This is a genomic window from Cohnella sp. AR92, assembly GCF_003990975.1.
Taxonomy (GTDB): domain Bacteria; phylum Bacillota; class Bacilli; order Paenibacillales; family Paenibacillaceae; genus Cohnella.
This window is the reverse complement of the sequence record NZ_RZJR01000008.1, coordinates 278,491-303,774: the sequence shown is the minus strand read 5'-3', so window position 1 is coordinate 303,774 and position 25,284 is coordinate 278,491. Positions and strand designations below refer to the sequence as shown.

The following is a 25,284-nucleotide window of genomic DNA, read 5'->3' as shown; positions in this document are numbered from 1 at the left end:
CGAACCGTCCGAGGAAGGCGGCGTCCTATTCCAATGTACGCGCCTGTCCGAGAGCTTAGACCAACTCGTCCTTTCGAAGCCGGGACGCAGCTTTTAGACTTGAACCGGAGGCTTCGTATAGTCGCGCTTTCCTTCCCGGAGCCGATCGTTCCGGAAAGCGAGAGCATAGACGGCGCCGGCCCGGGCATCCATGCGCAGGAACGGCCATTCGTCGCCGGCGGCGGATTGCACGACGGGCACGCTGGCGGTCTTCTTCATCCTGCGAAGCAGCTCGCGTCCCCGTTCGGTGAAGCCGAGAACGCGTATGTATTGGATGCCGGATTGGAGGGCGGTCGGAGATAAGTCCTCCTTCGAATGGCCGAGAAGAATCCGAAGCAGCATTCGCTGCAGCTTCGTTCGGGTATAGCGCTTGGTCTTGAGCCGGACCAGCAGCTCTTCGACGCTGTCGGTCTCCAGCTCTTGAAGGCTGCGGCGCAAGCGGAACTCCAGCCCTTCGGTCACCTCGGCGAACGCAGCCAGGCGGTCTTCTTCCAGCTGGCTGAGCAGGTGGAACAGAGGGCGCGAGAAACTCTCCCAGGTGATCGGGAAGCGGCCCGCCTCGGCCTCCCGGCGCAGGATGTCGAGCGTGGAGGCGGGCACGAACGGAGCGAGCTCCGCAAGATCCCCCGAGCGGGCCAACAGCGCTCGAAGCGCGGTCGCGCTCGCGATGGAGACGTCGGTGATCGACGTCTGGGAGTAGTCCGAGCGTTCCCGCTTGATGGAATAAGGAACGATCGGGCTGTTCAACTGCCGCAGCGCCATCAAATAATGGAGCCCGAGCGTGTGGTTTGGCTGGTCGAGGCGGAACTCGGCGTCGAGCTCGCGTCCCGTCCGGCGAAGATGAAGGCGGACCGCTTCGGCGTAGGCCGAAGGATAGGGCAAGCCTTCCTTGAGCTGGCGCCCCAGCTCGGCGCCGACTTCCTCCGGCTCGTCCGACAGAAGCTCGGCGATGCGCAGCAGCGTGTCGAGATCGCCGCTCTCGCTGCCGAAGCAGAGCGTGTCGACGACGCCGCTCGCCTGGAGCACGGCAACCGAGCCGTAAGCGAACCACTGTGCCGGCTGGGAGCTGTAGGCGGCGGGAAGCTCAAGGACGAGATCGCAGCCGGCGCGCAGCGCCATCTCCGCGCGAGCCCACTTGTCCGCGACGGCGGGCTCGCCCCGCTGCAGAAAATGGCCGCTCATGACCGCGATAACCGCGTCGGCTCCCGTTATTTTCCGCGATTGTTGTATATGATAGAGATGACCGTTGTGAAGCGGATTGTATTCGACGACAATGCCGACGGTACGCATGGACGATGAAAGTCTCCTTCGGATTGGGATTACTTTCAATATAACACGAAGCGGAAGAAGCAGACGATTCCTCCGATCTTGTTGACAAAAGCGCGGCACGGCAGATATAATAATTTTTGTTTGTTTGGAGTGATGCTCATGCTGCTTAACGTTCAAGATCTGGCCGCTCGCAAGCAGCCGGTCGCGTTAAAGGAAACTGTCGATGTGACGGAAGCGTACCGCAACGTACGCGACGTCAAGCCGCTCGGGCCGTTGACCGCGGAATTGACCGCCGTTTACGCCGACGGACTGATCGACGTATCGGGAACGATCGATTGCAAGCTTCAATTCCAATGCTCGCGCTGTCTCGATCCGATCGAGAAGGACTGGCATATTCCGTTTCAGGCGACCTTCAAGGTCGTTGCGAAGGAACAGCTGGACCAGGACGAGCCGGAAGACGAAGATATCCTGCGGATAAAAGACGAACCGCTTGAGCTTCTTCCTTATATCGAGGAAGAACTAATGCTCAGCATGCCGCTCGCTCCGATCTGCAAGGACGATTGCAAAGGCTTATGTCCCGATTGCGGACAGAACCGAAACGAGCAGGAATGCGGTTGTCATCGAGAGAAGATCGACCCGAGATTCGATGCTCTCCGAGATTGGTTCGGTTCGAAGTAATTTCGTGCGCGATGTGAACGCCGATTCAGGCAGCTTTCGATTGGATAAGGAGGTGGGAACATGGCAGTCCCTTTTGGAAAAACATCTAAATCCCGCAAAAACAAGCGTCGTACGCATTTCAAACTGGTCGTTCCAGGCATGGTTAAGTGCGATCAATGCGGCGAACTGAAGATCTCGCACCGCGTGTGCACGGTTTGCGGTACGTACAAGGCTCGTGAAATTATCAAGCAATAATGAAGATAACGCGTCCGGCGTCACCTGCGTCTTGGCGCGTTTTTCTTTACTTACAATTGGCACCAGGTATCAATAGGAACCTACAAAGGCGGTGTGCGGTACGTGGAGCGGCTCTCCAAGCGTGAAAGGCATCAGCAGTTGAATAAGCTTATCGAAGAGAACCCGTTCCTGACCGACCGCGAATTGACTCGTCTGCTCAAGGTCAGCATCCAGACCATTCGGCTGGATCGCCTGGAGCTGTCGATTCCGGAGCTGCGGGAGAGAATCAAGATGATGGCGGAGAGGACATACGATTCCGTTCGTTCCTTGCCGGTCGATGAGATTATCGGCGAGATCGTCGATCTCCAGCTCGACAAAAGCGGCATCTCCCTGTTCGAGATTCGCGAGGAGCATGTTTTCTCCCGCAGCGGCATCGCCCGGGGACATTACGTATTCGCTCAAGCGAATTCGCTCGCCGTAGCTATTATCAATGACGAAGTCGCGCTGACGGCTTTGGCGGATATTCGATTCATCAGGCCCGTGCGGCTGGGGGAGAAGTGCATCGCGAAGGCGTACGTGCGCTCCAGCGGCTCGCAGAAGGGCAAAGCCAAGGTCGAAGTGATTACCTACGTCGGCGAAGAGAAAGTATTCCATGGAAATTTCGTGATTTATCGTTCTCATATAGCTATAGCGGGGGATATGGAAGCTGAAGGAGGAGACACCCTTTGAGAATCGCTATAGACGCCATGGGCGGCGATCTCGCTCCGCAGGCGCCGGTAGAAGGAGCGGTCGCCGCGGCGAGAGAGTGGCCGGATACCGAGCTCCTTCTCGTCGGCAAGCCGGAGGCTATCAAGCCTTTCCTCGGCAGCAATCCGCCCTCCAATATCTCTATCGTGGAAGCGCTAGAGACGATCGAAGCGGACGACGAACCCGTTCGCGCGGTCCGGCGCAAGGCGAACTCTTCCATGGTGGTTGCCGGCCGGATGGTCAAGGAAGGCGAAGTCGACGCGATGATCTCGGCGGGCAATACGGGCGCGCTCATGACGGTGGGCCTGCTCGTGCTTGGCCGGATGGAAGGAATCGATCGTCCCGGCTTGACGGCCATTCTGCCTACCGTGGACGGAGTCGGCGTCGTCGCGCTCGATCTGGGCGCGAACATGGACGCGAAGCCGGAGCACCTGCTGAAGTATGCGCTCATGGGCAGCCGTTACCGCGAGAAGGTGCACGGCATCTCGAAGCCGCGCGTCGGTCTGCTGAACGTAGGGACCGAAGCGGCCAAGGGGAACGAACAGTCGAAGGCGGCTTACGAGCTTCTGAGCGGCGCGCCGGTCAACTTCATCGGCAACGTGGAAGCGCGGGACGTGCTGAACCGCAACTGCGACGTTCTGGTCTGCGACGGCTTCTCCGGCAACATTCTGCTTAAAGCGATCGAGGGCGCGGCGGAGACGATGTTCGGCGTGCTTAAGAAGGAATTGACCTCGGATTGGAAGTCGAAGCTTGCGGCCGCCGTCCTAAGGCCGAACTTCGGCCGCGTCCGGAAGATGATGGACTACAAGCGTTACAATGGAGCTCCGCTGCTCGGCGTGAACGGCCTCGTCGTCAAAGGCCACGGCTCTTCGAACGCCGAAGCGACCATGCATGCCATCCGGCAGGCGCGCACGGCGATCAGCAACAAACTTATCTCTGCATTGGCCGATGATCTCGGCGGAAAGTGAGAGAATGCGAATGAATGGTATTCCCGTTGGCATCCTCGGGACCGGCAAGTACAGCCCCGAACGCCGTCTGACCAATCAGGACCTCGAAGCGATGGTAGACACGAACGACGAATGGATCGTATCGAGAACCGGTATCCGCGAACGGCGCATCGCCGCTCCGCACGAGGCGACGTCCGACCTGGCGTACGAGGCGTCCGTCAAGGCGCTTGAGGCTGCCGGCATTACGGCCGACCAGCTTGATCTTATCATCGTGGCGACGATCACGCCGGACATGTTCTTCCCTTCGACGGCCTGCTTGGTGCAGGAACGGCTCGGAGCGAAGAACGCGGCGGCGTTCGATCTGTCCGCCGCCTGCTCCGGCTTTATCTACGGCCTGGCGAACGCTTCCGGCTTCATCGCGATGGGAACGTACAAGTACGTCCTCGTGGTCGGCGCCGACACGCTCTCGCGTATCACCGATTACACGGACCGCAACACGTGCGTGCTGTTCGGGGACGGGGCGGGAGCCGTCGTGCTCGGCCAAGTGCCGGAAGGCCGCGGCTTCAAGTCGTTCAAGCTGGGCGCGGACGGCGCCGGCGGCAACCTGCTCTGCATCCGCGGCGGCGGCTCGAGAATGCCGGCGACGGCCGAATCGGTAGAAGCCAAGCACCACTTCCTGTACATGAACGGGCGCGACGTGTTCAAGTTCGCCGTCCGCGTCATGGGAAGCGCGGCAGAGGACGTCCTTGAACAGGCAGGTCTGACGAAGCAGGACATCGACCTGCTCATCCCGCACCAGGCGAACATCCGCATCATCCAGGCGGCGCTCGATCGGCTGGAGGTTCCGGAGGAGAAATGCGTGATCAACGTGGATCGCTACGGCAACATGTCGGCGGCGTCCATCCCGGTGGCGCTGGCGGAAGCGGTAGAGCAAGGGCGCGTGAAGGAAGGGGACAAGCTCGTGCTTGTCGGCTTCGGAGGCGGCCTTACTTGGGGAGCTTCGACGATCGTCTGGTAAAAAGGCCGGCTATTATTTTTTACTCCTTCATTTAATGAGAATCGCAACGGCAATAAACAGGAGGGTTCGCCATGGGTAAAATCGCATTCGTCTTCCCCGGGCAAGGCGCGCAAGCGGTCGGAATGGGGAAGGACGCTTACGCCGAATTCGAAGCCTCGAAGAGCATCTTCGACCGCGCAGACGCGGCGCTCGGCTTCTCGTTGTCGCAGCTTGCCTTCGAGGGTCCGGACGAGCAGCTGAAGCAGACGGCTTACACGCAGCCTGCGTTGCTCGCGACAAGCATCGCTCTGCTCGAAGCGTTCCGCTCGCGCGGCATTCAGCCGGATTACGTAGCGGGACACAGCCTAGGCGAGTACAGCGCGCTCGTGGCCGCCGACGTTCTTGATTTCGAGGACGCGGTGCGTCTCGTCCGCTCGCGCGGCTTGTTCATGGAGCAAGCGGTGCCGGGCGGCAAGGGCGCCATGGCCGCTACGCTGGGCGCCGACCGAGACGCGCTTGAAGCTCTGTGCCGTGACGTGACGGCTTCCGTCGGACCGGTCGAGCTGGCCAACGTGAACTGTCCGGGCCAGATCGTCGTGTCTGGCTCGAGCGAAGGCGTCGCCGCCGTCGCGGAGAGAGGCAAGGAAGCGGGAGCCAAGCGGGTCATTCCGCTGGAAGTGAGCGGACCTTTCCACTCCTCGCTCATGCGTCCGGCAGCCGATCAGCTTGCGGAAGAGCTGAAGAAGGTCGAATTCCGCGACGCCAAGATCCCGGTGGTCGTAAACGTGAGCGCCAAGCCGGTCCAAGAAGGATCGGAGCTGAATCGCCTGTTGGTCGAACAGGTCGTATCGCCCGTCCTCTGGGAGGACTCGATCCGCTATCTGATCGGCGAAGGCGTCGATACGTTCGTCGAGATCGGTTCGGGAACGGTTCTGGCCGGGCTCATCAAGAAGATCGACAAGTCGGTAACCGTCATCTCGGTCAACAGCGCGGCGGCGATCGCGGAAGCGTCGCTGGCCTAACAAGTTGAATCAAGGAGAGGATAAACCATGGCATTGATTGATCTGACAGGCAAGGCCGCTCTCGTAACGGGCGCTTCCCGCGGCATCGGCCGTGCGATCGCCATCGCTCTTGCGGAAGCCGGAGCGGACGTGGCGATCAACTACGCAGGCAGCGAAGCGGCCGCCGCGGAGACGGCGGCCGCCGTCGAAGCGCTGGGACGCAAGGCCGTTCTCCTGCAAGGGAACGTAGGCAAGGCGGCCGAATTCGACTCGCTGGTGCAGCGCACGATCGAAGCGTTCGGCAAGCTCGACATTCTCGTGAATAATGCGGGTATCACCCGTGACAATCTAATCATGCGGATGAAAGAAGAGGAATTCGACGCCGTTATCGAGACGAACCTGAAGGGCGTCTTCAACGGCATCAAGGCCGTCACTCGTCCGATGATGAAGCAGCGTGCCGGCCGCATCATCAACATCTCCTCCGTCGTAGGCGTTCTTGGCAACGCGGGCCAAGCGAATTACGTCGCCGCGAAGGCCGGCGTCATCGGCCTGACCAAGTCGGCGGCCCGCGAGCTGGCATCCCGGGGAATTACCGTCAATGCGGTCGCTCCGGGCTACATCGAGACCGATATGACGGACAAGCTTCCCCAAGAGGCGAAGGACGGCATTCTGTCCCAGGTTCCGCTCGGCCGCATGGGCAAGCCCGAGGATATCGCAAGCGCCGTGGTGTATCTGGCCTCGGACGCAGCCGCCTATATGACAGGCCAGACGATCCATATCGACGGCGGCATGTACATGTAAGCGGTCTAGCGATTCTCGCGGACAGTTTTAAGACTATGGCTTTTTGTAAATGATTCACGTATAATACGTTAAGGGAGGTGAACCGGATGTCCGATGTATATGATCGCGTGAAACGCATCGTGGTCGAACGCCTGGGTGTAGAAGAGGCGGAAGTAACCAATGAAGCGAACTTCAAGGATGACTTGGGCGCTGACTCTCTCGACGTAGTTGAACTCGTCATGGAGCTGGAAGACGAATTCGACTTGGAGATCTCCGATGAGGATGCAGAGAAGATCACAACGGTGGGAGAAGTCGTAAATTACATACAATCTCATGCCTAATTGATCTAAAGAGTCCCGTTCGTGTGACGGGACTTCTCCACATTTAACTCAAAAATTCAAACCAACGAGGAAGCCGGCGTATGCCGGTTTCTCTCTCGATTGATAGGTAAAGAGGTGAACGCCTTTTGAAGCAGCGCGTCGTAGTTACCGGAATGGGCGTCGTTAGCGCCATCGGTAGCGATCTGAATACTTTCTGGAACAATCTGCTCGAGGGCAAATCGGGCGTAAGCCTGGTCGAAGCGTTCGACATGAGCGAATACCCGACGAAGATTGCGGCAGAAATCAAAGATTTTAACCCCGAATCGTTCGGCATCGACAAGAAGGATTCGCGGAAAATGGACCGTTTCGTGCAATTCGGCCTTGCGGCCAGCTTGCTGGCGATCAAGGACGCCGATCTTAAGATCGGCGAGAATGCGGAAGCGGACCGCGTAGGCGTAAGCGTGGGCTCTGGCATCGGAGGCCTCGGCACTTGGGAGGATCAGCACACCATCTTGATGGAGAAGGGTCCTCGCCGCGTAAGCCCGTTCTTTATTCCGATGATGATCGCGAATATGGCGAGCGGACAAGTGTCCATCGTCACCGGCGCCAAAGGCCCGAATACGACCGTCGTGACGGCCTGCGCGACAGGCACTCATTCGATCGGCGATTCCTATAAGCTCATCCAACGCGGCGATGCCGACGTGATGATCTGCGGCGGCGCGGAAGCGACGATCCGTCCGATCGCGATGGCCGGCTTCAGCAACATGCGCGCGATGAGCACCCGCAACGACGAGCCCGAGAAGGCGAGCCGCCCGTTCGATATCGGCCGTGACGGCTTCGTCATGGGCGAGGGCGCAGGCGTTCTGATTCTGGAATCGCTGGAGCACGCTAAGGCGCGCGGAGCGAAGATCTACGCGGAAGTCATCGGCTACGGCATGAGCGGCGACGCTCACCATATGACCGAGCCGGATCCGGAAGGCGCGGCAAGGTGCATGACTCGCGCCCTGAAGGACGCGGGAATCGATCCTTCCGAAGTCGGCTATATCAACGCTCACGGAACGTCGACGCCGGTTGGCGACAAGTCGGAGACGGCCGCCATCAAGAACGCGTTCGGCGATCATGCCTACAAGCTTGCGGTCAGCTCGACCAAATCGATGACCGGTCATATGCTGGGGGCAGCGGGCGGAGTGGAAGCGGTTATTCTGGGCTTGACCCTGCAGAATGGCATCATTCCTCCGACGATCAATCTCGACGAGCAAGATCCCGAGTGCGATCTGGATTATGTTCCGAATAAGCCTAGACCGACGGACACGAAGGTGGCTTTGTCGAATTCGTTCGGATTCGGCGGACATAACGCAACCGTTATTATGCGCAAATACGAAGCCTAAGGATGGGCGCGAACGTGAGACGCAGGCGGCGCGAGCCCCTGCGTCTTCTCTGTTTGCAGCCTGTCGGCAAGTTGAATCCATATCCGGCATCCGTACGGGAGGTGCATCTTAAGATGAATGAACCACTCAAGCGTCTGCAAGACCGGCTTCACCTGCATTTTCACGATTCGGCGCTGCTGAGGCAAGCTTTTACCCATACATCCTATGTCAATGAACAGCGAGGAGCTCGTGTCGAGCATAATGAAAGACTGGAATTTCTCGGCGATGCGGTCCTTCAATTGACGGTATCCGAAACTCTATATCGCATGTATCCGGATCGGCCCGAGGGAGAACTCACCCGTCTAAGAGCCAGTATCGTTTGCGAACCGTCGCTTGTCCGTTTTGCCGAGGCGCTCGATTTCGGTCAAGTCGTGCTGCTGGGCAAAGGGGAGGAGCAAACCGGAGGGAGAACCCGGCCCTCGCTGCTGGCGGATGCGTTCGAGGCGTTCGTCGGCGCTCTCTATCTCGATCAAGGCCTGGATGTGGTGCGCGCATTCCTGGACGACCATCTATTCCCTCATCTGCCGAAGGCCAGCCGTCTGCCGCTTAAGGATCACAAGACGGAGCTCCAGGAGAAAGTTCAGCAATGGAACCTGGGACCGCTGGAATACCGGACGGTCGAGGAACGAGGACCGGCTCACGACCGGGAGTTCGTCGTTATCGTTCAGGTCGGGGACCAGAAGCTGGGCGAAGGGGTCGGACGCTCGAAGAAGGAAGCGGAGCAGAAGGCGGCAGCCAAAGCTTTGCTGCACTTGCAGGAAGGCTCCAAGGAGAACGGAACATCCTAAGGGACGGGAGAGGTGACGGTTAATCGATGTATCTCAAAGGGATAGAACTCGCCGGCTTCAAATCGTTCGCCGATCGCACCGCGCTCGAATTCGGGCGGGGGATCACCGCGGTCGTCGGACCGAACGGCAGCGGCAAGAGCAATATTTCCGACGGGATCCGCTGGGTGCTCGGCGAGCAGAGCGCGAAGAGCCTGCGCGGCGGCAACATGCAGGACGTCATTTTCGCCGGGAGCGACGCGCGCAAGGCGGTCAACTTCGGCGAAGTATCGATTACTTTCGATAATCAGGACAAGACGCTTCCGCTCGACTTTACCGAAGTGACGGTCACCCGCCGGGTGCATCGCAGCGGGGACAGCGAATACCTGATCAATAAACAGCCATGCCGCCTGAAGGATATCACCGAGCTCTTCATGGATACGGGTATCGGCAAGGAAGCCTACTCGATCATCGGACAGGGCCGAATCGAAGAGATTCTGAGTACCCGTTCCGAGGATCGTCGCGGCATCTTCGAGGAAGCGTCGGGAATCGTCAAGTACAAGTCCCGCAAGAAGGAAGCGCAGAAGAAGCTTGAGGACACCGAAGCGAATCTGCTGCGGATCAACGACCTGGTGACGGAGCTGGAAGGGCAGGTCGAGCCTCTCCGCGAGCAATCCGAGAAGGCGGAGAAGTTCAAGACGCTCAAGGAAGAGCTCAAAGCCAAGGAAATCGCGCTTTACGTCCATCAGATCGAGACGGTGCACGCTACCTGGAACGAGACGAACGAGAAGCTCGCGAAGCTGAAGGAAGAAGAGCTGGCGCTGTCTGCCGAGGTCAGCCGCCACGACGCGATGCTGGAAGAGGACCGGGGGGCGCTCCATCGGTTGGAGGAGACGCTCGAGAAGCTGCAGGACGAGCTGTTGCACACTTCCGAAGAGACGGAGAAAAGCGAAGGCTACGCCGAGCTGTTGGGCGAGCGCCGGACCAACCTGGAGCGTACGCGCGAGGGGTTGACCGAGAGCTTGTCCCAGGCGGAGCAGCGGTTGGCGGAGCTTGCGGCGGAGGGCCAGGAGTTGGCGGCCCGCAAGGAGCAGACGGAGAGCGAGCTCGCCGAGCTGACGAAGAAGCACGAGCTGGAGGAGACGAAGCTGGGCTTCGTCGACGGCAGCAGCGACGCGGAGGAGAAGCTGAAGGCGGAGCTATTCGACGCGATGAACGCGATGGCGCAGGCTCGCAACGATATCCGCTACTGCGTCCAGCAGAAGGAAGTGCTCGAGAAGCGGATGAGCCGAACCGCCGAAGAGCGGGAGAAGTGGGCGGAGCAGCGCGAAGCGCTTGCCGCTCGCAGGGCCGAGCTGGAAGCGAAGCTGGCCGAATGCACGGCGGCGGTCGGCGAATCGCGGGACCGCTACGTGGCGGAAGGGGCCAGATCCGCGGACGTTCAGCGGAGCCTGGAGGAAGCGCAAGCGGAAGCGAGAAAAGCCGAGCAGAGACGCGAAGCTCTCGTCTCAAGGCGGGATACGATCAAGGAGCTTCAGAACGATTACGACGGCTTCCAGCACGGGGTAAGAGAAGTGCTGAAGGCGTCGAAGCGCGGACAGCTTCACGGCGTTCACGGAGCCGTCGCCGAGCTGATCGGAGTGCCGGCCCATCTGGAGACGGCGATCGAGACGGCGCTTGGCGGCGCAATGCAAAATATCGTCATGGAGAACGAATCGACCTCCCGCACCGCGATCGCTTACCTGAAGCAGAGGCAGTCCGGACGCGCGACGTTCCTGCCGCTGGATGTCATCAAAGCGAGAACGATCGGGGAGAGCGACCGCCGAATCCTCGGGGAAGCCGAGGGCTTCGTCGGCGTCGCCTCCGAATTGGTGAAGGCGGAGTCCCGTTATTCGGGAATCGTCGGGAGCCTGCTGGGCAATGTCCTGATCTCGGAGAAGCTCGAGCAAGCGAACCGAATCGCGTCGAGACTGCAGTATCGTTATCGCGTCGTCACCCTTGAGGGCGACGTCGTGAATCCGGGCGGCTCGATGACGGGGGGAAGCCTGCAGAAGAAGTCGTCCAGTCTGCTGGGCCGTCAACGCCAGCTCGAGGAGCTGGAACGCGACATCGCTCAAGCCGAGCAAGCGAAGACGGCGGCGAGAGATCTCGTGGACGATCTCAAGAAGGAGCTGGGTCTCGTCAGCCAGAGCATCGAGCAGCTCCGCGAGCTGGGCGAGAAGGCTCGCATGAACGAGCAGCAGGCGTCTGCCGAGCTGCAGCAGCTTCGCAATGAAGAGAAGCAGCACGGAGAGCTGGAGTCGGTGCTGGACGGCGAATCCGCCATTCTCGGCACCGAGATGGCGGCGCTGGACGAGTCGAAGGCGGAAGCCGATGCGCGTCTGGCGAAGTTCACGGAAGACGAGAACCGGCTGCAAGAAGCGATCAAGGAAGCCGAGGAGCTTCGCCGCCGAAGCCAGACCGCGAAGGAAGAGCTGCAGGCTTCGCTGACCGAGCTGAAGGTCGCGATGGCTCGTCTGGAGCAGGAACGCCAATCTCTCAGCGCGCAGACCGCTCGCTTCCAGAGCGAATGGGCGAGGCTCGATTCGGAGAAGCGCCAACTGACCGAGGCGCTCCGGAACAACGCCGAAGAGATGGAGCGGACGATCGGCGAGCTGACCGCCCAGCGGGAGAAGCTGAACGAGCTGCGCATCGCGAAACGCGAATTCACGGAGAACATCGAGTTCAAGCGTTCCGACCGCGCGGAGCGGCTGCGGGTCCTCGAAGTGAAAGAGAACGAGACCAAGGATCAGCGCGCCCGGCTGAAGCAGGTCGAGGAGCAGCTGCGGCAGGCCGAGATCTCGACGAACCGGATGGACGTCGAGCTGGACAACCTGCTCCGCAAGCTAAGCGAAGAGTACGAGATCGGCTTCGAATGGGCGAAGACGAAGTATCCGGTGCCGGAGGACGTTCCGGCGACGCAGAACGAGGTCCGGGAGCTGAAGCGGAAGATCACGCTGCTCGGGGACGTCAACCTCGGCGCGATCGAGGAGTTCAAACGCGTCAGCGAGCGCTTCGAATTCCTGTCGGGCCAGAAGGACGACCTGATCGAAGCGAAGTCGAAGCTGCACGCGATTATCCGCGAGATGGACGACGAGATGTCGAAGCGGTTCCGCACGACCTTCGAGGAGATTCGCAAGCACTTCGTCGTGGTATTCTCCCGCCTGTTCGGAGGCGGCCGCGCCGACCTGATCCTGGTCGAGCCGGATCGCCCGCTGGACACGGGGATCGACATCGTGGCGCAGCCGCCGGGCAAGAAGCTGCAGAATCTGCAGCTCCTGTCGGGCGGAGAGCGAGCCTTGACGGCGATCGCCCTGCTGTTCGCGATCCTGAACGTCAAGCCGGTTCCGTTCTGCGTGCTCGACGAAGTCGAAGCGGCGCTGGACGAAGCGAACGTCGCCCGCTATGCGCATTACATGAGGGAGTTCTCCGAGCAGACCCAGTTTATCGTCGTTACGCACCGCAAGGGAACGATGGAAGAGGCGGACCGCCTGTACGGGGTAACGATGGAAGAGGGCGGCGTGTCCAAGCTCGTCTCCGTCAAGCTGGAGGAAGGCGAAGAGATGATCGCTTCGGCGTAACTTTGGCGGATTAATGCGGATGGTTTAACGAGGGTATGAGGTTGATAGGCAATTTTCGGCGAGCTTGGCTCTTGCCCTTGGCGCTGTGCGCTTGCGCGGGATGATCGCGCTGTAACCCGACAAAGTCGGGTTACAGAGGCTCAGAAGGCCGCGAATTGTGCCGTAACCCGATATCAACGGCAATCGCCCTTATTGCACGGTCTCATCATCGGATCATATGGTATGACATAGGCAGAGATTCGCCGGGCATCGTTCCGGCGTTGGAGGAAGAGAGAATGAGTTTCTTTAAGCGGTTGAAGGAGAGCATCGCTTCGAAGACGGAAGCGATCACGAATAAGTTCAAGGACGGCCTGGCCAAGACGAGAGACGCGTTCGTCGGCCAGGTAGTCGATCTCTTCTCGAGACGGAAGAAGATCGACGAGGCGTTCTTCGAAGAGCTGGAAGAGATCCTGATCGGGGCCGATGTCGGCGTCAACACCGTGATGGAGCTCATCGACGAGCTTCGCGCGGAAGTGAAGAAGCGCAAGATCGAGGATCCTGCCGAGCTGCAGCCGATCATGACGGAGAAGCTCGTCGGGCTTCTGAAGGGATCGGAAGAGCAGACGTCGCTGAAGATGAACCCGAACGGCATTACGGTTATCCTGTTCGTCGGCGTGAACGGGGTCGGCAAGACGACGACGATCGGCAAGCTGGCTTGGCGCTTCAAGCAGGAAGGGAAGTCCGTCCTGATGGCGGCAGGCGATACGTTCCGCGCGGGAGCGATCGAACAGCTTGAAGTGTGGGGTCAGCGGGTCGGCGTCGATGTCATTCGCCAGGGAGCGGGCTCGGACCCGGCGGCGGTTATGTTCGATGCCGTCCAAGCGGCGAAGCAGCGGAACGTCGACGTGCTGCTGTGCGATACGGCGGGCCGCTTGCAGAACAAGGCGAATCTCATGGAGGAGCTCTCGAAGATTTATCGCGTCATCCAGCGCGAGATTCCGGGAGCGCCGCACGAGACCATCCTGGTACTTGACGCGACGACCGGCCAGAACGCCCTGCAGCAGGCGAAGCTGTTCGGCGAGAAGAGCGGCGTGTCCGGCCTCGTGCTGACCAAGCTGGACGGCACGGCGAAGGGCGGCATCGTGATCGCGATCCGCAGCGAGCTGAGCCTGCCGGTGAAGTTCGTCGGGCTCGGAGAGAAGATGGACGACCTGCAGGAGTTCGACGCCGAGCAGTTCGTGCATGCCCTGTTCGCGGGATTGGCTTCCGAAGAAGGCGAATCCGAAGAGGAAGCCTAATCCTTGTTCATACGCATTCTAAAGCGCGACAATCGCATAACGAGAATAGAACGGCGGAATCCTGTTCATTGGACGGATACCGTCGTTTTTTCTTTTCGTTATTCTTTTATTATTGACGTGTAAATATCTTAGTGATAAATTAGTGTGTACGCGAATCATTCGCAGGCGTACTATTTGTACGAGAGGTGTCGAGGTCTAGAATGGATAGCAATCGAATCACGGATATCTTCCTGTCGTTCCGAGAGGTCAACCAGTCGATGCACCATGCCATATGGAACGCGTCGGAGGACCTTGGCCTTACGCCGATTCAGCTGATGGTGCTCAAAATCCTGGACAAAACTCCGCAGATCGGCGTCTCCGAGCTGGCGGATTGTTTATTTGTCGGGAATAGCGCGACGAGCGGGATCGTGGATCGAATGGTGAAGATGGGGCTGCTCATCCGAGAGCGCGGAGAACGGGACCGGCGATCCGTGAGGTTGAGAATTACCCATAAAGGGGAGGAGCTGTATAATCAGGCGAACGAGAGAAGAATGCAGATGATGGAGCCTTTGATGCAAATGGATGAATCGGATGTTAACGAACTGATCAAGATTCATAAGAAAATTGTGGCTTTATTAGAGAAAACGGAGAACTTGGAGAGAGGGTAACCGATGAGTCAAGCAGTTGCAGCATTTAAACGCGGGCCTATTATGGCCGCTATTATTATCGGAGCGTTCGTTACGATCCTTAACCAAACGCTTCTTAACGTGGCTTTGCCGAAGATCATGGACGATCTTCACATCACTACGAACACGGCCCAGTGGCTGACGACGGGCTTCATGCTCGTCAACGGCGTGCTGATTCCTCTTAGCGCCTATTTGGTTGGACGCTTCTCGACACGGCAATTGTTTAATACCGCAATGTTCTTATTCTTAATAGGTACGATATTCTGCGCCTTCGCGGGGAATTTCGAGTTTCTGATGGCTGGCCGCATTATCCAAGCGGCAGGCGCGGGCATTATGATGCCGCTGATGTCGATCGTCGTCCTGACGATCTTCAAGGTCGAAGAACGCGGTAAAGCGATGGGCATGATGGGCGTCGCGATGATCTTCGCGCCGGCCGTCGGGCCGACGCTATCCGGTTGGATCGTCGAGCATCATTCTTGGCACGTTCTGTTCTACATCATCCTTCCGCTTGCCGTTATCGCTCTGATTATCGGTTTTGTCTTCATGAAGAACGTTGGCGAGCTTACCAAGCCTAAGCTGAATACGCTTGGCGTTATCTTGTCTACGCTTGGCTTCGGCGGCCTGCTGTTCGGCTTCAGCGAAGCCGGCAACGATGGCTGGGACAGTGCGACGGTTATCGTAAGCTTGCTGGTCGGCGCTGTCGCGCTCGTTACATTTGTCCTCAAGGAATGGTTCAACAAGAAGCCTTTGCTGGAATTCCGCGTGTTCAAGTACGACATGTTCTCCTTGACCACGGTGATCAACATTCTGGTTACGATGGCCATGTACGCAGGCATGATCCTGACGCCGATCTACATGCAGAACATCTTGGGATTGACCCCGATCAAATCCGGTCTCGCTCTGCTGCCTGGCGCGATCCTGATGGGGATCATGTCGCCGATTACCGGCGCGATCTTCGATAAGATCGGCGCGCGCTGGCTGTCCGTTGTCGGCCTGATCATCACCGCCGCCACGACGTGGGAGTTCACGCAGCTGACGACCGAGACGACCTATACCTTCATGGTAGTTTTGTACTCGATCCGGATGTTCGGCATGTCGCTGCTGATGATGCCTGTTCAAACGGCCGGTATGAACCAGTTGCCGCAACGCTTGAACCCGCACGGTTCCGCGATGTCCCAAACGCTCAGAACGGTCGGCGGCGCGCTTGGAACGGCATGGCTCGTAACGGTTATGAGCAACAAGACGAAGTCGTCTATTACGGATCTGATTATCGCGGGCAAAGTGGATACCACGAATGAAGCTGCTATGCAGTTAGTTAAAAATCAAGGCACAGTCGTCGGCATCAACCATGCTTTCGAATACGCCTTCTGGCTGACGGTTGCCGCGCTCGCGCTTGCGTTCTTCATCCGCAAGACGAAGCCGGGCAAGGACTTCGCGGTTGCCGCAACGACGGAAGCGAAGAAATCCGTAGAAGCGTAAGCCAAGGTTTCGCGGACTCCCCCAAAGCCTCGTTTCTCTTTTCTGAATTTCAGAAGAGAGGAACGAGGCTTTTTTTGCTTTATGGAGACTTTCGCCAGCTTTTCTCCATTCCCAGCCGTTGCGCTCGGTTTTTCTCCCCTTGTCTTATTGAACTCTTATAACGAATGTAAGGTAACATTACTAAAAATGCGTGCACAACAACAAAATCCCATCATCCATGTTATTAAATCTAACAAAAATCCCTCTAATTCATTGAAGCCGTCAAGAAACTCCCTATAAAATAGCAGCAAGGCTAACCTACAAAGGTTTAAAGGGACGGCGAATCCGGAAAATCGAACGCCGCCCTTCTTGAATCGTCGCGGGACATGGACGGTTCGGTCTTTGAAGAGAAGGAGGTTACCCGATTGGGAACGTTATTGATTCGCAATGCGAAGAACATCATCACGATGGACGGCGAGCGCCGCCGGTATCCGGGAGGAAGCTTGTACGCGGTCGACCAGCAGATCGTCGCCATCGGCTACGACCTTCCTTACGAGACCGCCGATACGGTCATCGACGCCCAGAACAAGATCGTCTACCCCGGCCTCATCAACACTCACCATCATCTCTATCAGAATTTGACCCGCAACATCCCTTTTGTCCAGAAGACGGAGCTGTTCGATTGGCTCATCACCTTATATGACATCTGGCGCCATCTGCGCCCGGAGGATATTTATACGAGCGCAATCGTCGGGCTCGGCGAGCTGCTCAAGAGCGGCTGTACGACCGCTGCCGACCACTTCTATTGCTTCCCGAACGGAGTCAGCGGAGAGATGATCGACGAAGAGATCCGCGCCGCGCAGGAGCTTGGCATTCGTTTCTTCCCGACGCGGGGCTCGATGAGCCTCGGCCGCTCGAACGGCGGACTTCCGCCGGACGAGGTGTGCCAGAAGGAAGACGTGATTCTGCGGGATTCGCGCCGGCTCATCGAGACGTACCACGATCCGAAGCGCTTCGCCATGGTGCGGGTCGGCGTGGCTCCTTGCTCGCCCTTCTCGATCACGGCCGACCTGCTCCGCGAATCCGCCGATCTCGCCAGAAGCTACGGCGTTCGCATGCATACTCATCTGGCCGAGACGAAGGACGAGGATCAATTCTGCCTGGAGAAGCTCGGCATGCGTCCTCTCGACTTCATGGAGCAGAACGGCTGGGTCGGCAGCGACGTCTGGTACGCTCACGGCATTTACTTCAACGACGACGAGATCGGGCATCTGCACACGCATCAATGCGGCGTGGCGCATTGCCCGACCAGCAACATGAAGATGGGCTCCGGCGTCATGCCGATCGTGAAGATGCTCGAGAAAGGCGTCAAGGTCGGCATGGGAGTCGACGGATCGGCGTCCAACGACGGTTCGAATATGCTGCTCGAGGTGCGGGTCGCCCACCTGCTGCACAACCTGATGCACGGAACGACCGCTCTCGGCGCGGAGGATTGCCTTCGGATCGCGACTCGCGGTTCGGCTCGGGTGCTCGGCTGGGAAGACGACATCGGTTCGCTCGAGGTCGGCAAGGCGGCGGATATGTTCATGATCGACACCCGCCAGCTTGGCTTCGCGGGAGCGCTCCACGATGACGCGACGCTGCCGGTGCTGACGGGCTTATCCCAGACGGTCGATATGACGATCGTCGGCGGCAGGATCGTCGTGAAGGACGGCAAGCTCGTGAATGTCGACGAAGAGAAGGCGGCTATAGCCGGTCAAGCGGCATCGTTCCGATTGCTGAACGAAGCGGCTCTGCGGACGAAGATCGATTACAACCGGATGCGCAGCGAGAGGCGCTATCCGAATTTCTAAATGAATCGCAAGGGGGGGAGTCCATTGTGCACGATAGGAGCTCTTGTCATCGTTGATCCTTCGGATCAATTGCGCGTGTACGGCTTCAAGAACGCGGATAACCCTCCCGTCGGGTATTGGCACGGCGTCGCGGGCAGCGGAGAGGGCTTCTCCTCTCTCGCCTTCGGGCTTCTGCCCCAGACGGGGATCAATTCGGGCATGAACGAGAAGGGCTTGCTCATGATCAGTTCCTTCTTCGGCTACAGCTCGGCGGATACGGAGAAGAAAGACGGGCTCTGGCATGGGGATCTGAGGGGCACGGCGCAGGCGGAGGCGCTCTCCCGCTGCTCGACGGCGGAAGAAGCGCTGGCGCTCATGCAGGAGCGATTCGATCGATCCGAGGGGATCTTGATCGGAGGAAGCCACGTCATAGCCGATCGGCGAGGCGGGTTGTTCGTCTTCGAGCACAGCCAGGGCTACACGGCTTGGCAGGATGCGACCGCCCAAGGCTGGGCGGCTCGCAGCAACCAATCGTTCGGGTTGTTCCAAGCGGAGCAGGAGCTGCAGCACGCGGATGTCAGCAAGGACCGGGCTCTTCGGCTGGAGCGTGCGGAATCGGTGCTTAGCGGCTTGGGCGGCAAGAAGGTCGACGCTTCGGAAGCGGTCTCGGCGCTGGAATACCTGCTTCGCATGCACGAGAACGCGGACGGCAGCGCGCTCGGAAGCGTCTGCGCCCACGGCGTTCTAAGCGGAAGATCAAACGCTCCGCTGCCGCACGATACGGTGAGCGGGATGATCTGGGACTTGGCGGAAGCCGAGATGAAGTACACGCTCGGGCAACCGTGCAAGAACGAGTGGAAGCAGCTTCGATTCGACAGGGAGGGATAGGCTCATGTTCAACTACGACGGGAAGAAAGTGCTGGTCGCCGGAGGCGCATCGGGCATCGGAGCGGCGGTGGTTAAGTCGTTCCGGGATGCGGGGGCCGAGGTGGCGGTGTTCGATATCGCCTTCAAGGAGGCGAGGGAAGAGGAAGGGCTGCTGGAGGTTCCGGTCGACTTGGCCGACTCGAAGCAGCTGTCCGCGGCTTACGGAATGCTGAAGGAGCGTTGGGGATCGCTCGACGTTCTGATCAACAACGCGGGCATCGAATGCGTGGCCGCTCTGGAGGACACGACGGAGGAAGCTTGGGACCGCGTGATGGGCGTCAACCTGAAGAGCGTATTTCTCAGCTGCAAGGAAGCCCTGCCCCTGCTGAAGGAGTCCGGCGGCAATATCGTCAATACGGCTTCGCAGCTCGCTTTCGTCGGCGCTTCTTCTTTTACCGCGTATACCGCTTCCAAGGCCGCGGTCGTGAACTTCACGCGGAGCCTCGCGCTGGAGACGGCGAAGGATGGCGTTCGGGTCAACTGCGTTTGTCCGGGCGCGATCGACACGCCGCTTCTGCGCAGGCAGTTCGAAGGCAGGAGAGGGCCGCAAGGGACGATCGACGATCTGATCGGCATGCATCCGGTCGGACGGCTCGGCAAGCCGGAGGAGATCGCGAACTGCATTCTGTTCCTCGCCAGCCCTGCGGCTTCTTTCGTGACGGGCAGCGCGATGCTGGCCGACGGCGGTTACACCATTCAATAAGTTAGGGGAGAACAACGATGGCAGACAGCTTGCTTATTACGGGAGGTACCGTTCTGACGGTCAACGCGGCGAACGAGGTCATCGAGACCGGCGCGGTCCTGATCGAGAACGGCCGGATCGCCGACGTCGGCGAGGCGGCCGTGCTGGAAGCGAAATATTCGAACGTCGAGAGGCTGGATTCCGCGGGGCATGTCGTCCTGCCGGGCCTCGTCAACCTGCATCTGCATTCCGGCCTTATTCGCGGCACGGCGGAGGATCTGCCCGTCTTCGAATGGCTCACCAAGTACGTCGATCCGAAGCATCGGGCGCTGACCGACGAGCTTGCGTTCGCGGCCGCCCGCCTCAGCTACACGGAAGGGCTTCTATCGGGGACGACCTGCGTGATGGACATGTACCGCTTCATGCACCGCTGCGCGGATGCGGCGGAGCAGCTCGGACTGAGGGCGACTCTGGCTCCATACGTGGTCGACAAGCCGGGAATGGATTACTTCGAATCCTTGGACAAGAACATCCGTCTCGTCGAGGAGCGCAACAAGACGGCGAACGGGAGGATTCAGGTTTGGTTCGCGCTCGAGCATCTAACCTATTGCACGGAGGAAGCCTACCGCCGCGCGGCGAAGCTGGCCGAGAAGTACGATACCGGCATTCACACCCATGGCGAGGAATCGATCGAGATGGCCCGCCGCTTGCACGCCGAGACCGGACGCTGGCCGGTCGAGCTGTTCTACGACCGGGGAATCCTTGGGCCGAAGACCGTGCTGGCCCACTGCGTCTGGCTGCAGGATTCGGAGATGGAGCTGCTCGCGAAGACGGGAACGTCGGTCGCCCACTGCCCGGTGAGCAACCTGAAGCTGGCTTCCGGCATCGCTCCGATCAAAGAGCTCCTGGATTTGGGAGTCAACGTCGGCATCGGGACGGACGGCGTGAAGGAGAACAACAACCTCGACATGCTGGAGGAGCTGAAGTTCGTTCCGCTGCTTCAGAAGGCAAGGCTGCTGGACGCTACCGCGATTCCGGCCGAGATTGCGCTCCGGATGGCGACAATCGACGGAGCGAAGGCGCTCGGACTGGACAAGGAGATCGGCTCGCTCGAGGTCGGCAAGAAGGCCGACCTGATCATGGTCGACTTCCGCAAGCACCATCTGACGCCGATCATCCGCGGCAAGTACAACAACGCGGTCAGCAACCTGGTCTATTCCGCTTCCGGATCGGACGTCAGCCACGTGTTCATCGACGGCAAACCGATCGTTCGGGAGCGCAAGCTGCTCACCGGCGACGCGGAGACGATTCGCCTGGAAGCCCAGGAAGCGGCCGAGAAGCTGTTCGTCCTTAGAGAGCCATACATTCCCGTCTGATCGAATTCATGCGAGAGTCACCAACTACAGAATAGGGAGGAACCCGCTATGTCTTACAAGCCGTCCGAAACCGTCATCTCCATCCTGAACGAACTTGGCCCGTCGCTGATCGAATCGAAGGAAGCCCGTTCCATGCCGGCGGAGGTTTATATCTCGGAAGAATTCTTCGAGTTCGAGAAGCATGCGATCTATGGCAAGAGCTGGCTCTGCGTCGGCCGCCAGGAGCAGGTTCCGAATCCGGGCGACTATTATACGATTACGGTCAACGACGATCCGCTGATCGTTACCCGCGACAAGAAGAACGAGATCCACGTCATCTCCGCCGTCTGCCAGCATCGCGGCCATCTGGTCGCCGAGGGCACCGGCAACTGCAAGAACTTCCGCTGTCCCCTTCACTGGTGGACTTACGGGCTGGACGGAGAGCTGATCTCCGCGCCGGAGATGATCCGGATCGAGCCGTTCGATATTCTGCGCCACGATCACAGCCTTCCTCATCTGAAGACGGAGATCTGGAACGGATTCATCTTCATCAACTTCGACGACAATGCCGAGCCGCTCGCTCCGACTCTGACCAAGTTGGACGAAGAGATGAAGAATTACCGGCTGAACGAGCTGGTGTCGATGCCGTTCGTCGATATCGACAACTGCGAGTGGAATTGGAAAATCATGATCGAGTCCTCGCTCGAGCCGTACCACACGAATTATCTGCACAAAGGGCCTCACGACTTCGCGCCGAGCCAGCTCGCCGGTTTCGTCGACTTCGACGAGGATGACGGACAGATCATGCACCCGACGGGCTTCACGCATATGGATGCGGGCTTCTCCCCGGACATGACGGCCAACTTCCCGCCGATCTCGACCCTGACGCCGGAGCAGCGCCAGAAGATGACGATCGCTTCGGTTCCGCCGATGCTGACGCTGGGCCTCATGCCGGACCAAGTATTCTGGAACATCATCCTTCCGCAAGGTCCGGGCAAGATCCTGTTCCGTTCCGGCCTAATGTATCCGCCGGAGACGGTCGCCCTTCCGGACTTCGAGGAACGGTACGCGCAAGCGAACGAAAGCATCCAGGAGATCAACGAACAAGATCTCGCGGCCAACGCTTCCTTGCAGAAGGGCTTGAAGTCCCAGTTGTCCCGCCGCGGACGCTATGCGGCGCTGGAGAGAACGCTGCCGCAGCTGAACAAGTGGCTGGCCAAGCGCTACTTCAAGTATGCCGAGCAGTTCGGCGTCAAGCCGGAGTTCCTGCAGTCGGAGAAGGGGTAAGGAGCATGGCGGATAGATACGAGATTCGCGAGTTGACGGTGGCCGGACCTGCCGGCCGCCTTCGGCTCCTAGCGGCCGGCAATCCGAAGGGGAGGCCGGTTCTGTTCGTTCACGGCATCGCCGAGAATGCCCGCGCCTTCGAGCCGATCATGCGGGAGCTGCCGTCGGATTTCTATCTCTTAAGCCTCGATTTAAGAGGCAGGGGCAAATCCGACAAGCCGAAGGCGGGGTATGCCGTTCTCGATTACGCGCAGGATTTGCTTGCGGTATGGAACCATCTGCCCGGCGGAGCCGCGAAGCCGCTGCTGGTAGGCCACTCGATGGGAGGGCGCGCGGCCTGCGCCTTCGCGGCTCTATACCCGGAGCTGCCGGAGGCCGTCGTGTTGATCGATCCGCCGATCTCGGGACCGGGACGCCCGGCTTTCCCGACGCCGATCGAACGGTTCCTCGGGCCGAAGCGCGCGCTCGAAGCGGGCGACATGGAGCGGTTCCGCTCCTTCTACTCCGCGCCGGGCTTCGATTACGAGCGGAAGGCGAAGGAGCTGCGGGAATGCTCCGAGGATGCGATTATCCAATCCTACGAAGCGATGAACTCGGACCCGTTCCATTCCTATTATCGAATGCTTAAAGTCAAAGGCTTGCTGATTACGGCGGGAGGATCGCCGCTCATCCCGATCGAAGCCGAGCGGGAGTTGAAGCTCCTTAATCCTCGGGTGGCCGTCGTGCGTTACGAGGACATCGGTCACGAGATCCACAAGCTGGCGCCGGACCGCCTCATTAGCGAGCTTAAGACCTATCTATCGTTGCTTGGCTAACGTCGCCTCGCATGACTGAGCTTTTCCTTGTAATTCTGCTTTGCCTCGCTTAACCAACTCAGACAAGCGAACTCACTTTGGAGGTGCACCCATGCAAGACAAGAATATTCAAGTCATCTGGCCGGAAGGCCTGCCAAAGCCGCAGATTCCTTATTCTCCCGCCGTTCGGGCAGGGGATTGGCTGTTCTTCTCGGGCCAAACGGCTTCCGATCTCGTGACCGGCCTTGCCCCGGAAGCCGTCGTACCCGCCGCGTTTCCGCATTATTCCGATGCGATCGGCAAGCAGGCCGCCGTACTCTATGCTCGCGTAGGAGCGATCGCGGAAGCGGCCGGACTCGATCCGAAGCAGGTCATCCGCGTCAATCAATGGTACGGCGCCGACATGAAGTCGGCAGCCTACAAGAAAGGCGATCTGACGGTCAATAACAAGCGTTATGTCCAAGAGAAGGGGAAGTTCTTCCAAACGGTCAGCCCTCCGAGTACGGGGATCGGCGTTCGCGGTCACCTCGTAGAAGGAGCCAAAGTGGAAGCGGACTTCACCGCGCGTTGGAGCAAGGACGGCAGCCTGCCGGTCAAGGTATCCGCGCCTGACGTGGCGAAGCCGGCGGCCGGCCACGCGGAAGGGGTTCGCTCCGATCACTGGCTGTTCCTCTCCGGCGATCTCGCTTCCGACTGGAAGGGCAACTGGGGCGGAGCGGGATTCGAAGGAGAAGTGAGCGCGCTGGCTCCGGAAGCCCGTTCGAGCGGCCTTTTCTGGGGCGACGAAGCGGTCGGCAAGCAGACGGACTACATTCTGGGCCGCCTGAAGAAGGTCGCGGAAGCGGCGGGCACCAGCCTGGACAATGCGGTCAAAGCTTATGTGTACCTTAGCGACCCGGCCGACTACTGCGCGTTCGAGGACGTCTGGGCGAAGTGGTTCCCGGATTCGTCGAAAGCTCCGGCCCGCGCGCTCGTTCCGAGCGTGGAGATCGGAGCCAAGGGTTGCTTGGTGGAGATCGGCATGGACATCCTGATGCCGGAAGCGGCGCATCTGCGCCAGCCGGTGACCGGCGGATGGTCGCCGAAGAGCAAGGAGCCGGCGGCGATGAGAGCGGACGACCTGATCTTCTTCAGCGGCCTGATGGCGACGGACCCCGCGACGGGATTGGCGAAGGAAGCTTCGTTGACGCCGGGGCTGCCTTACTTCGGCAATGCGGGCTATAAGCAAATGGCCTATATTCTGCAGAAGGCAAAGCGAATCGCGGATGCCGCGGGAGTCGAGCTAAGCCAGATCGTCAAGGGAACGCTCTATTTCGCCGATCTGAGCTTATACGCGGGAGCCATGGAAGCCCTTCGGGAAGTATTCGCGGAAGCGGACCATTTCCCGGCGATCACCGCCGTCGAAGTGAACCGGGAGCTGTGGGTGCCCGGCTGCGGAATTCTGGCGGACTTCGTGCTGTACGATCCGCGGGAAGGGTGAGCGGGATGGCTCGTATCGGCATGCTGACCCCGTCCTCCAACACCGTGCTTGAGCCGGTCACGTGCCGGCTGCTGGAGGACCTGCCTGGAGTGACCGCCCACTTCTCCCGCATCCGCGTGACGCGGATCTCGCTCGATGCCGGCTCCGACGGCCAATTCGCGGAATCGCCGATGGTCTCGGCCGCCGAGCTGCTTGCGGACGCGAAGGTGGAGGCGCTCGTCTGGAACGGAACCTCGGGCAGCTGGCTCGGCCTCGATCACGATTACGCATTGTGCGAGAGCATGGAGCGGGCTACCGGAATTCCGGCGACGACGTCGGCTCTCGCCATGAAGGAGGCCTATGAGCGGCTTGGCGTCCGCCGTTTGGCCTTGGTCACTCCTTATACGGAGGATGTCAACGAGAAGATCGCGGAAGGCTATCGCGCGTTTGGCGTCGAGTGCGCGATCTCGCTCGGCTCCGGTCTTGCCGTGAACGAAGAGTTCGCGAGCGTGACGGAGGCGGAAGTGGCGGCGATGATTGACGAGGCGGTCCGGAAGGCGAAGCCGGACGCGGTGGCGATCGTGTGCACGAACATGAATGCCGCCGAACTCGCTGCGAGGAAGGAACGAGAGCACGGCATTCCGATGCTGGATTCGGTGTCGGTGACGGCCTGGAAGGCGCTTCGCCTGCTGGGGCTGGACCCCGAGCCGCTCTCCGCGAGATGGGGCCGGATTTTCGAGAACTGA

23 protein-coding genes are annotated in these 25,284 nt (G+C 59.7%); 22 read left to right on the top strand and 1 reads right to left on the bottom strand.

The features are described from left to right. Positions 1 to 93: 93 nt before the first annotated feature. A complete protein-coding gene (locus ELR57_RS15320; protein ID WP_126959966.1) occupies positions 94 to 1,329 on the bottom strand; it encodes a nucleotidyltransferase in 1,236 nt (411 codons plus the stop codon). A 138-nt stretch (positions 1,330 to 1,467) separates the two neighbouring features. Between ELR57_RS15320 and ELR57_RS15315 the strand changes: the two genes are divergently transcribed. From ELR57_RS15315 to ELR57_RS15210, 22 genes are all read left to right on the top strand, one after another. Then, positions 1,468 to 1,986 carry a YceD family protein gene (locus ELR57_RS15315; protein WP_158630043.1) on the top strand — a complete coding sequence of 173 codons (519 nt, stop codon included), beginning with the start codon at positions 1,468 to 1,470 and terminating at the stop codon, positions 1,984 to 1,986. Positions 1,987 to 2,046: 60 nt separating this feature from the next. Further along, positions 2,047 to 2,220 (top strand): 50S ribosomal protein L32, encoded by a 174-nt coding sequence (gene rpmF / locus ELR57_RS15310; RefSeq protein ID WP_126959964.1) that lies wholly within the window; start codon positions 2,047 to 2,049, stop codon positions 2,218 to 2,220. A gap of 102 nt (positions 2,221 to 2,322) precedes the next feature. Then, complete coding sequence (gene fapR / locus ELR57_RS15305; RefSeq protein WP_126959963.1) at positions 2,323 to 2,928, top strand: transcription factor FapR; 606 nt, start codon at positions 2,323 to 2,325, stop codon at positions 2,926 to 2,928. Beyond that, complete coding sequence (gene plsX, locus ELR57_RS15300) at positions 2,925 to 3,914, top strand: phosphate acyltransferase PlsX (RefSeq protein ID WP_126959962.1); 990 nt, start codon at positions 2,925 to 2,927, stop codon at positions 3,912 to 3,914. Before fapR ends, plsX begins: the two co-directional genes overlap by 4 nt. 10 nt (positions 3,915 to 3,924) lie before the next feature. Next, a complete protein-coding gene (locus tag ELR57_RS15295; RefSeq protein ID WP_126959961.1) occupies positions 3,925 to 4,911 on the top strand; it encodes a beta-ketoacyl-ACP synthase III in 987 nt (328 codons plus the stop codon). A 71-nt stretch (positions 4,912 to 4,982) separates the two neighbouring features. Continuing rightward, positions 4,983 to 5,912: an ACP S-malonyltransferase gene (gene fabD, locus ELR57_RS15290; RefSeq protein ID WP_126959960.1), complete on the top strand. Its 930-nt coding sequence runs from the start codon at positions 4,983 to 4,985 to the stop codon at positions 5,910 to 5,912. 27 nt (positions 5,913 to 5,939) lie between these two features. Beyond that, complete coding sequence (gene fabG / locus ELR57_RS15285) at positions 5,940 to 6,692, top strand: 3-oxoacyl-[acyl-carrier-protein] reductase (protein ID WP_305038236.1); 753 nt, start codon at positions 5,940 to 5,942, stop codon at positions 6,690 to 6,692. A gap of 86 nt (positions 6,693 to 6,778) precedes the next feature. After that, entirely contained in the window at positions 6,779 to 7,012 is a 234-nt protein-coding gene (gene acpP, locus ELR57_RS15280; RefSeq protein ID WP_090117455.1) for an acyl carrier protein, read from the top strand. Between the two features lie 125 nt (positions 7,013 to 7,137). After that, on the top strand, positions 7,138 to 8,379 hold the full coding sequence (gene fabF / locus ELR57_RS15275) for a beta-ketoacyl-ACP synthase II (protein WP_126959959.1): 1,242 nt from the start codon (positions 7,138 to 7,140) through the stop codon (positions 8,377 to 8,379). A gap of 113 nt (positions 8,380 to 8,492) precedes the next feature. Then, positions 8,493 to 9,206 carry a ribonuclease III gene (gene rnc / locus ELR57_RS15270; protein ID WP_126959958.1) on the top strand — a complete coding sequence of 238 codons (714 nt, stop codon included), beginning with the start codon at positions 8,493 to 8,495 and terminating at the stop codon, positions 9,204 to 9,206. Positions 9,207 to 9,232: 26 nt separating this feature from the next. Further along, the gene (gene smc, locus ELR57_RS15265; protein WP_126959957.1) at positions 9,233 to 12,802 is read left to right on the top strand and encodes a chromosome segregation protein SMC; all 3,570 of its coding nucleotides are present in this window, start codon (positions 9,233 to 9,235) and stop codon (positions 12,800 to 12,802) included. Positions 12,803 to 13,077: 275 nt separating this feature from the next. Continuing rightward, positions 13,078 to 14,079 carry a signal recognition particle-docking protein FtsY gene (ftsY, locus tag ELR57_RS15260; RefSeq protein ID WP_126959956.1) on the top strand — a complete coding sequence of 334 codons (1,002 nt, stop codon included), beginning with the start codon at positions 13,078 to 13,080 and terminating at the stop codon, positions 14,077 to 14,079. 200 nt (positions 14,080 to 14,279) lie between these two features. Continuing rightward, complete coding sequence (locus ELR57_RS15255) at positions 14,280 to 14,726, top strand: MarR family winged helix-turn-helix transcriptional regulator (protein ID WP_126959955.1); 447 nt, start codon at positions 14,280 to 14,282, stop codon at positions 14,724 to 14,726. A 3-nt stretch (positions 14,727 to 14,729) separates the two neighbouring features. Continuing rightward, complete coding sequence (locus ELR57_RS15250; protein WP_192896577.1) at positions 14,730 to 16,223, top strand: DHA2 family efflux MFS transporter permease subunit; 1,494 nt, start codon at positions 14,730 to 14,732, stop codon at positions 16,221 to 16,223. A gap of 404 nt (positions 16,224 to 16,627) precedes the next feature. Then, positions 16,628 to 18,055, top strand: a complete 1,428-nt coding sequence (locus tag ELR57_RS15245; protein WP_202866414.1) for an 8-oxoguanine deaminase — start codon at positions 16,628 to 16,630, stop codon at positions 18,053 to 18,055. Between the two features lie 24 nt (positions 18,056 to 18,079). Then, entirely contained in the window at positions 18,080 to 18,922 is an 843-nt protein-coding gene (locus ELR57_RS15240) for a carcinine hydrolase/isopenicillin-N N-acyltransferase family protein (RefSeq protein WP_126959953.1), read from the top strand. Between the two features lie 4 nt (positions 18,923 to 18,926). Then, on the top strand, positions 18,927 to 19,664 hold the full coding sequence (locus ELR57_RS15235; RefSeq protein ID WP_126959952.1) for an SDR family NAD(P)-dependent oxidoreductase: 738 nt from the start codon (positions 18,927 to 18,929) through the stop codon (positions 19,662 to 19,664). A gap of 17 nt (positions 19,665 to 19,681) precedes the next feature. Beyond that, positions 19,682 to 21,019, top strand: a complete 1,338-nt coding sequence (locus ELR57_RS15230) for an amidohydrolase (RefSeq protein WP_126959951.1) — start codon at positions 19,682 to 19,684, stop codon at positions 21,017 to 21,019. Positions 21,020 to 21,067: 48 nt separating this feature from the next. After that, positions 21,068 to 22,285 carry an aromatic ring-hydroxylating oxygenase subunit alpha gene (locus ELR57_RS15225; RefSeq protein ID WP_126959950.1) on the top strand — a complete coding sequence of 406 codons (1,218 nt, stop codon included), beginning with the start codon at positions 21,068 to 21,070 and terminating at the stop codon, positions 22,283 to 22,285. 5 nt (positions 22,286 to 22,290) lie between these two features. Next, positions 22,291 to 23,100, top strand: coding sequence for an alpha/beta fold hydrolase (locus ELR57_RS15220; protein WP_126959949.1), 810 nt, complete (start codon positions 22,291 to 22,293; stop codon positions 23,098 to 23,100). A 91-nt stretch (positions 23,101 to 23,191) separates the two neighbouring features. Continuing rightward, on the top strand, positions 23,192 to 24,559 hold the full coding sequence (locus ELR57_RS15215; protein ID WP_126959948.1) for a RidA family protein: 1,368 nt from the start codon (positions 23,192 to 23,194) through the stop codon (positions 24,557 to 24,559). Positions 24,560 to 24,564: 5 nt separating this feature from the next. After that, positions 24,565 to 25,284: a maleate cis-trans isomerase family protein gene (locus ELR57_RS15210; RefSeq protein ID WP_126959947.1), complete on the top strand. Its 720-nt coding sequence runs from the start codon at positions 24,565 to 24,567 to the stop codon at positions 25,282 to 25,284.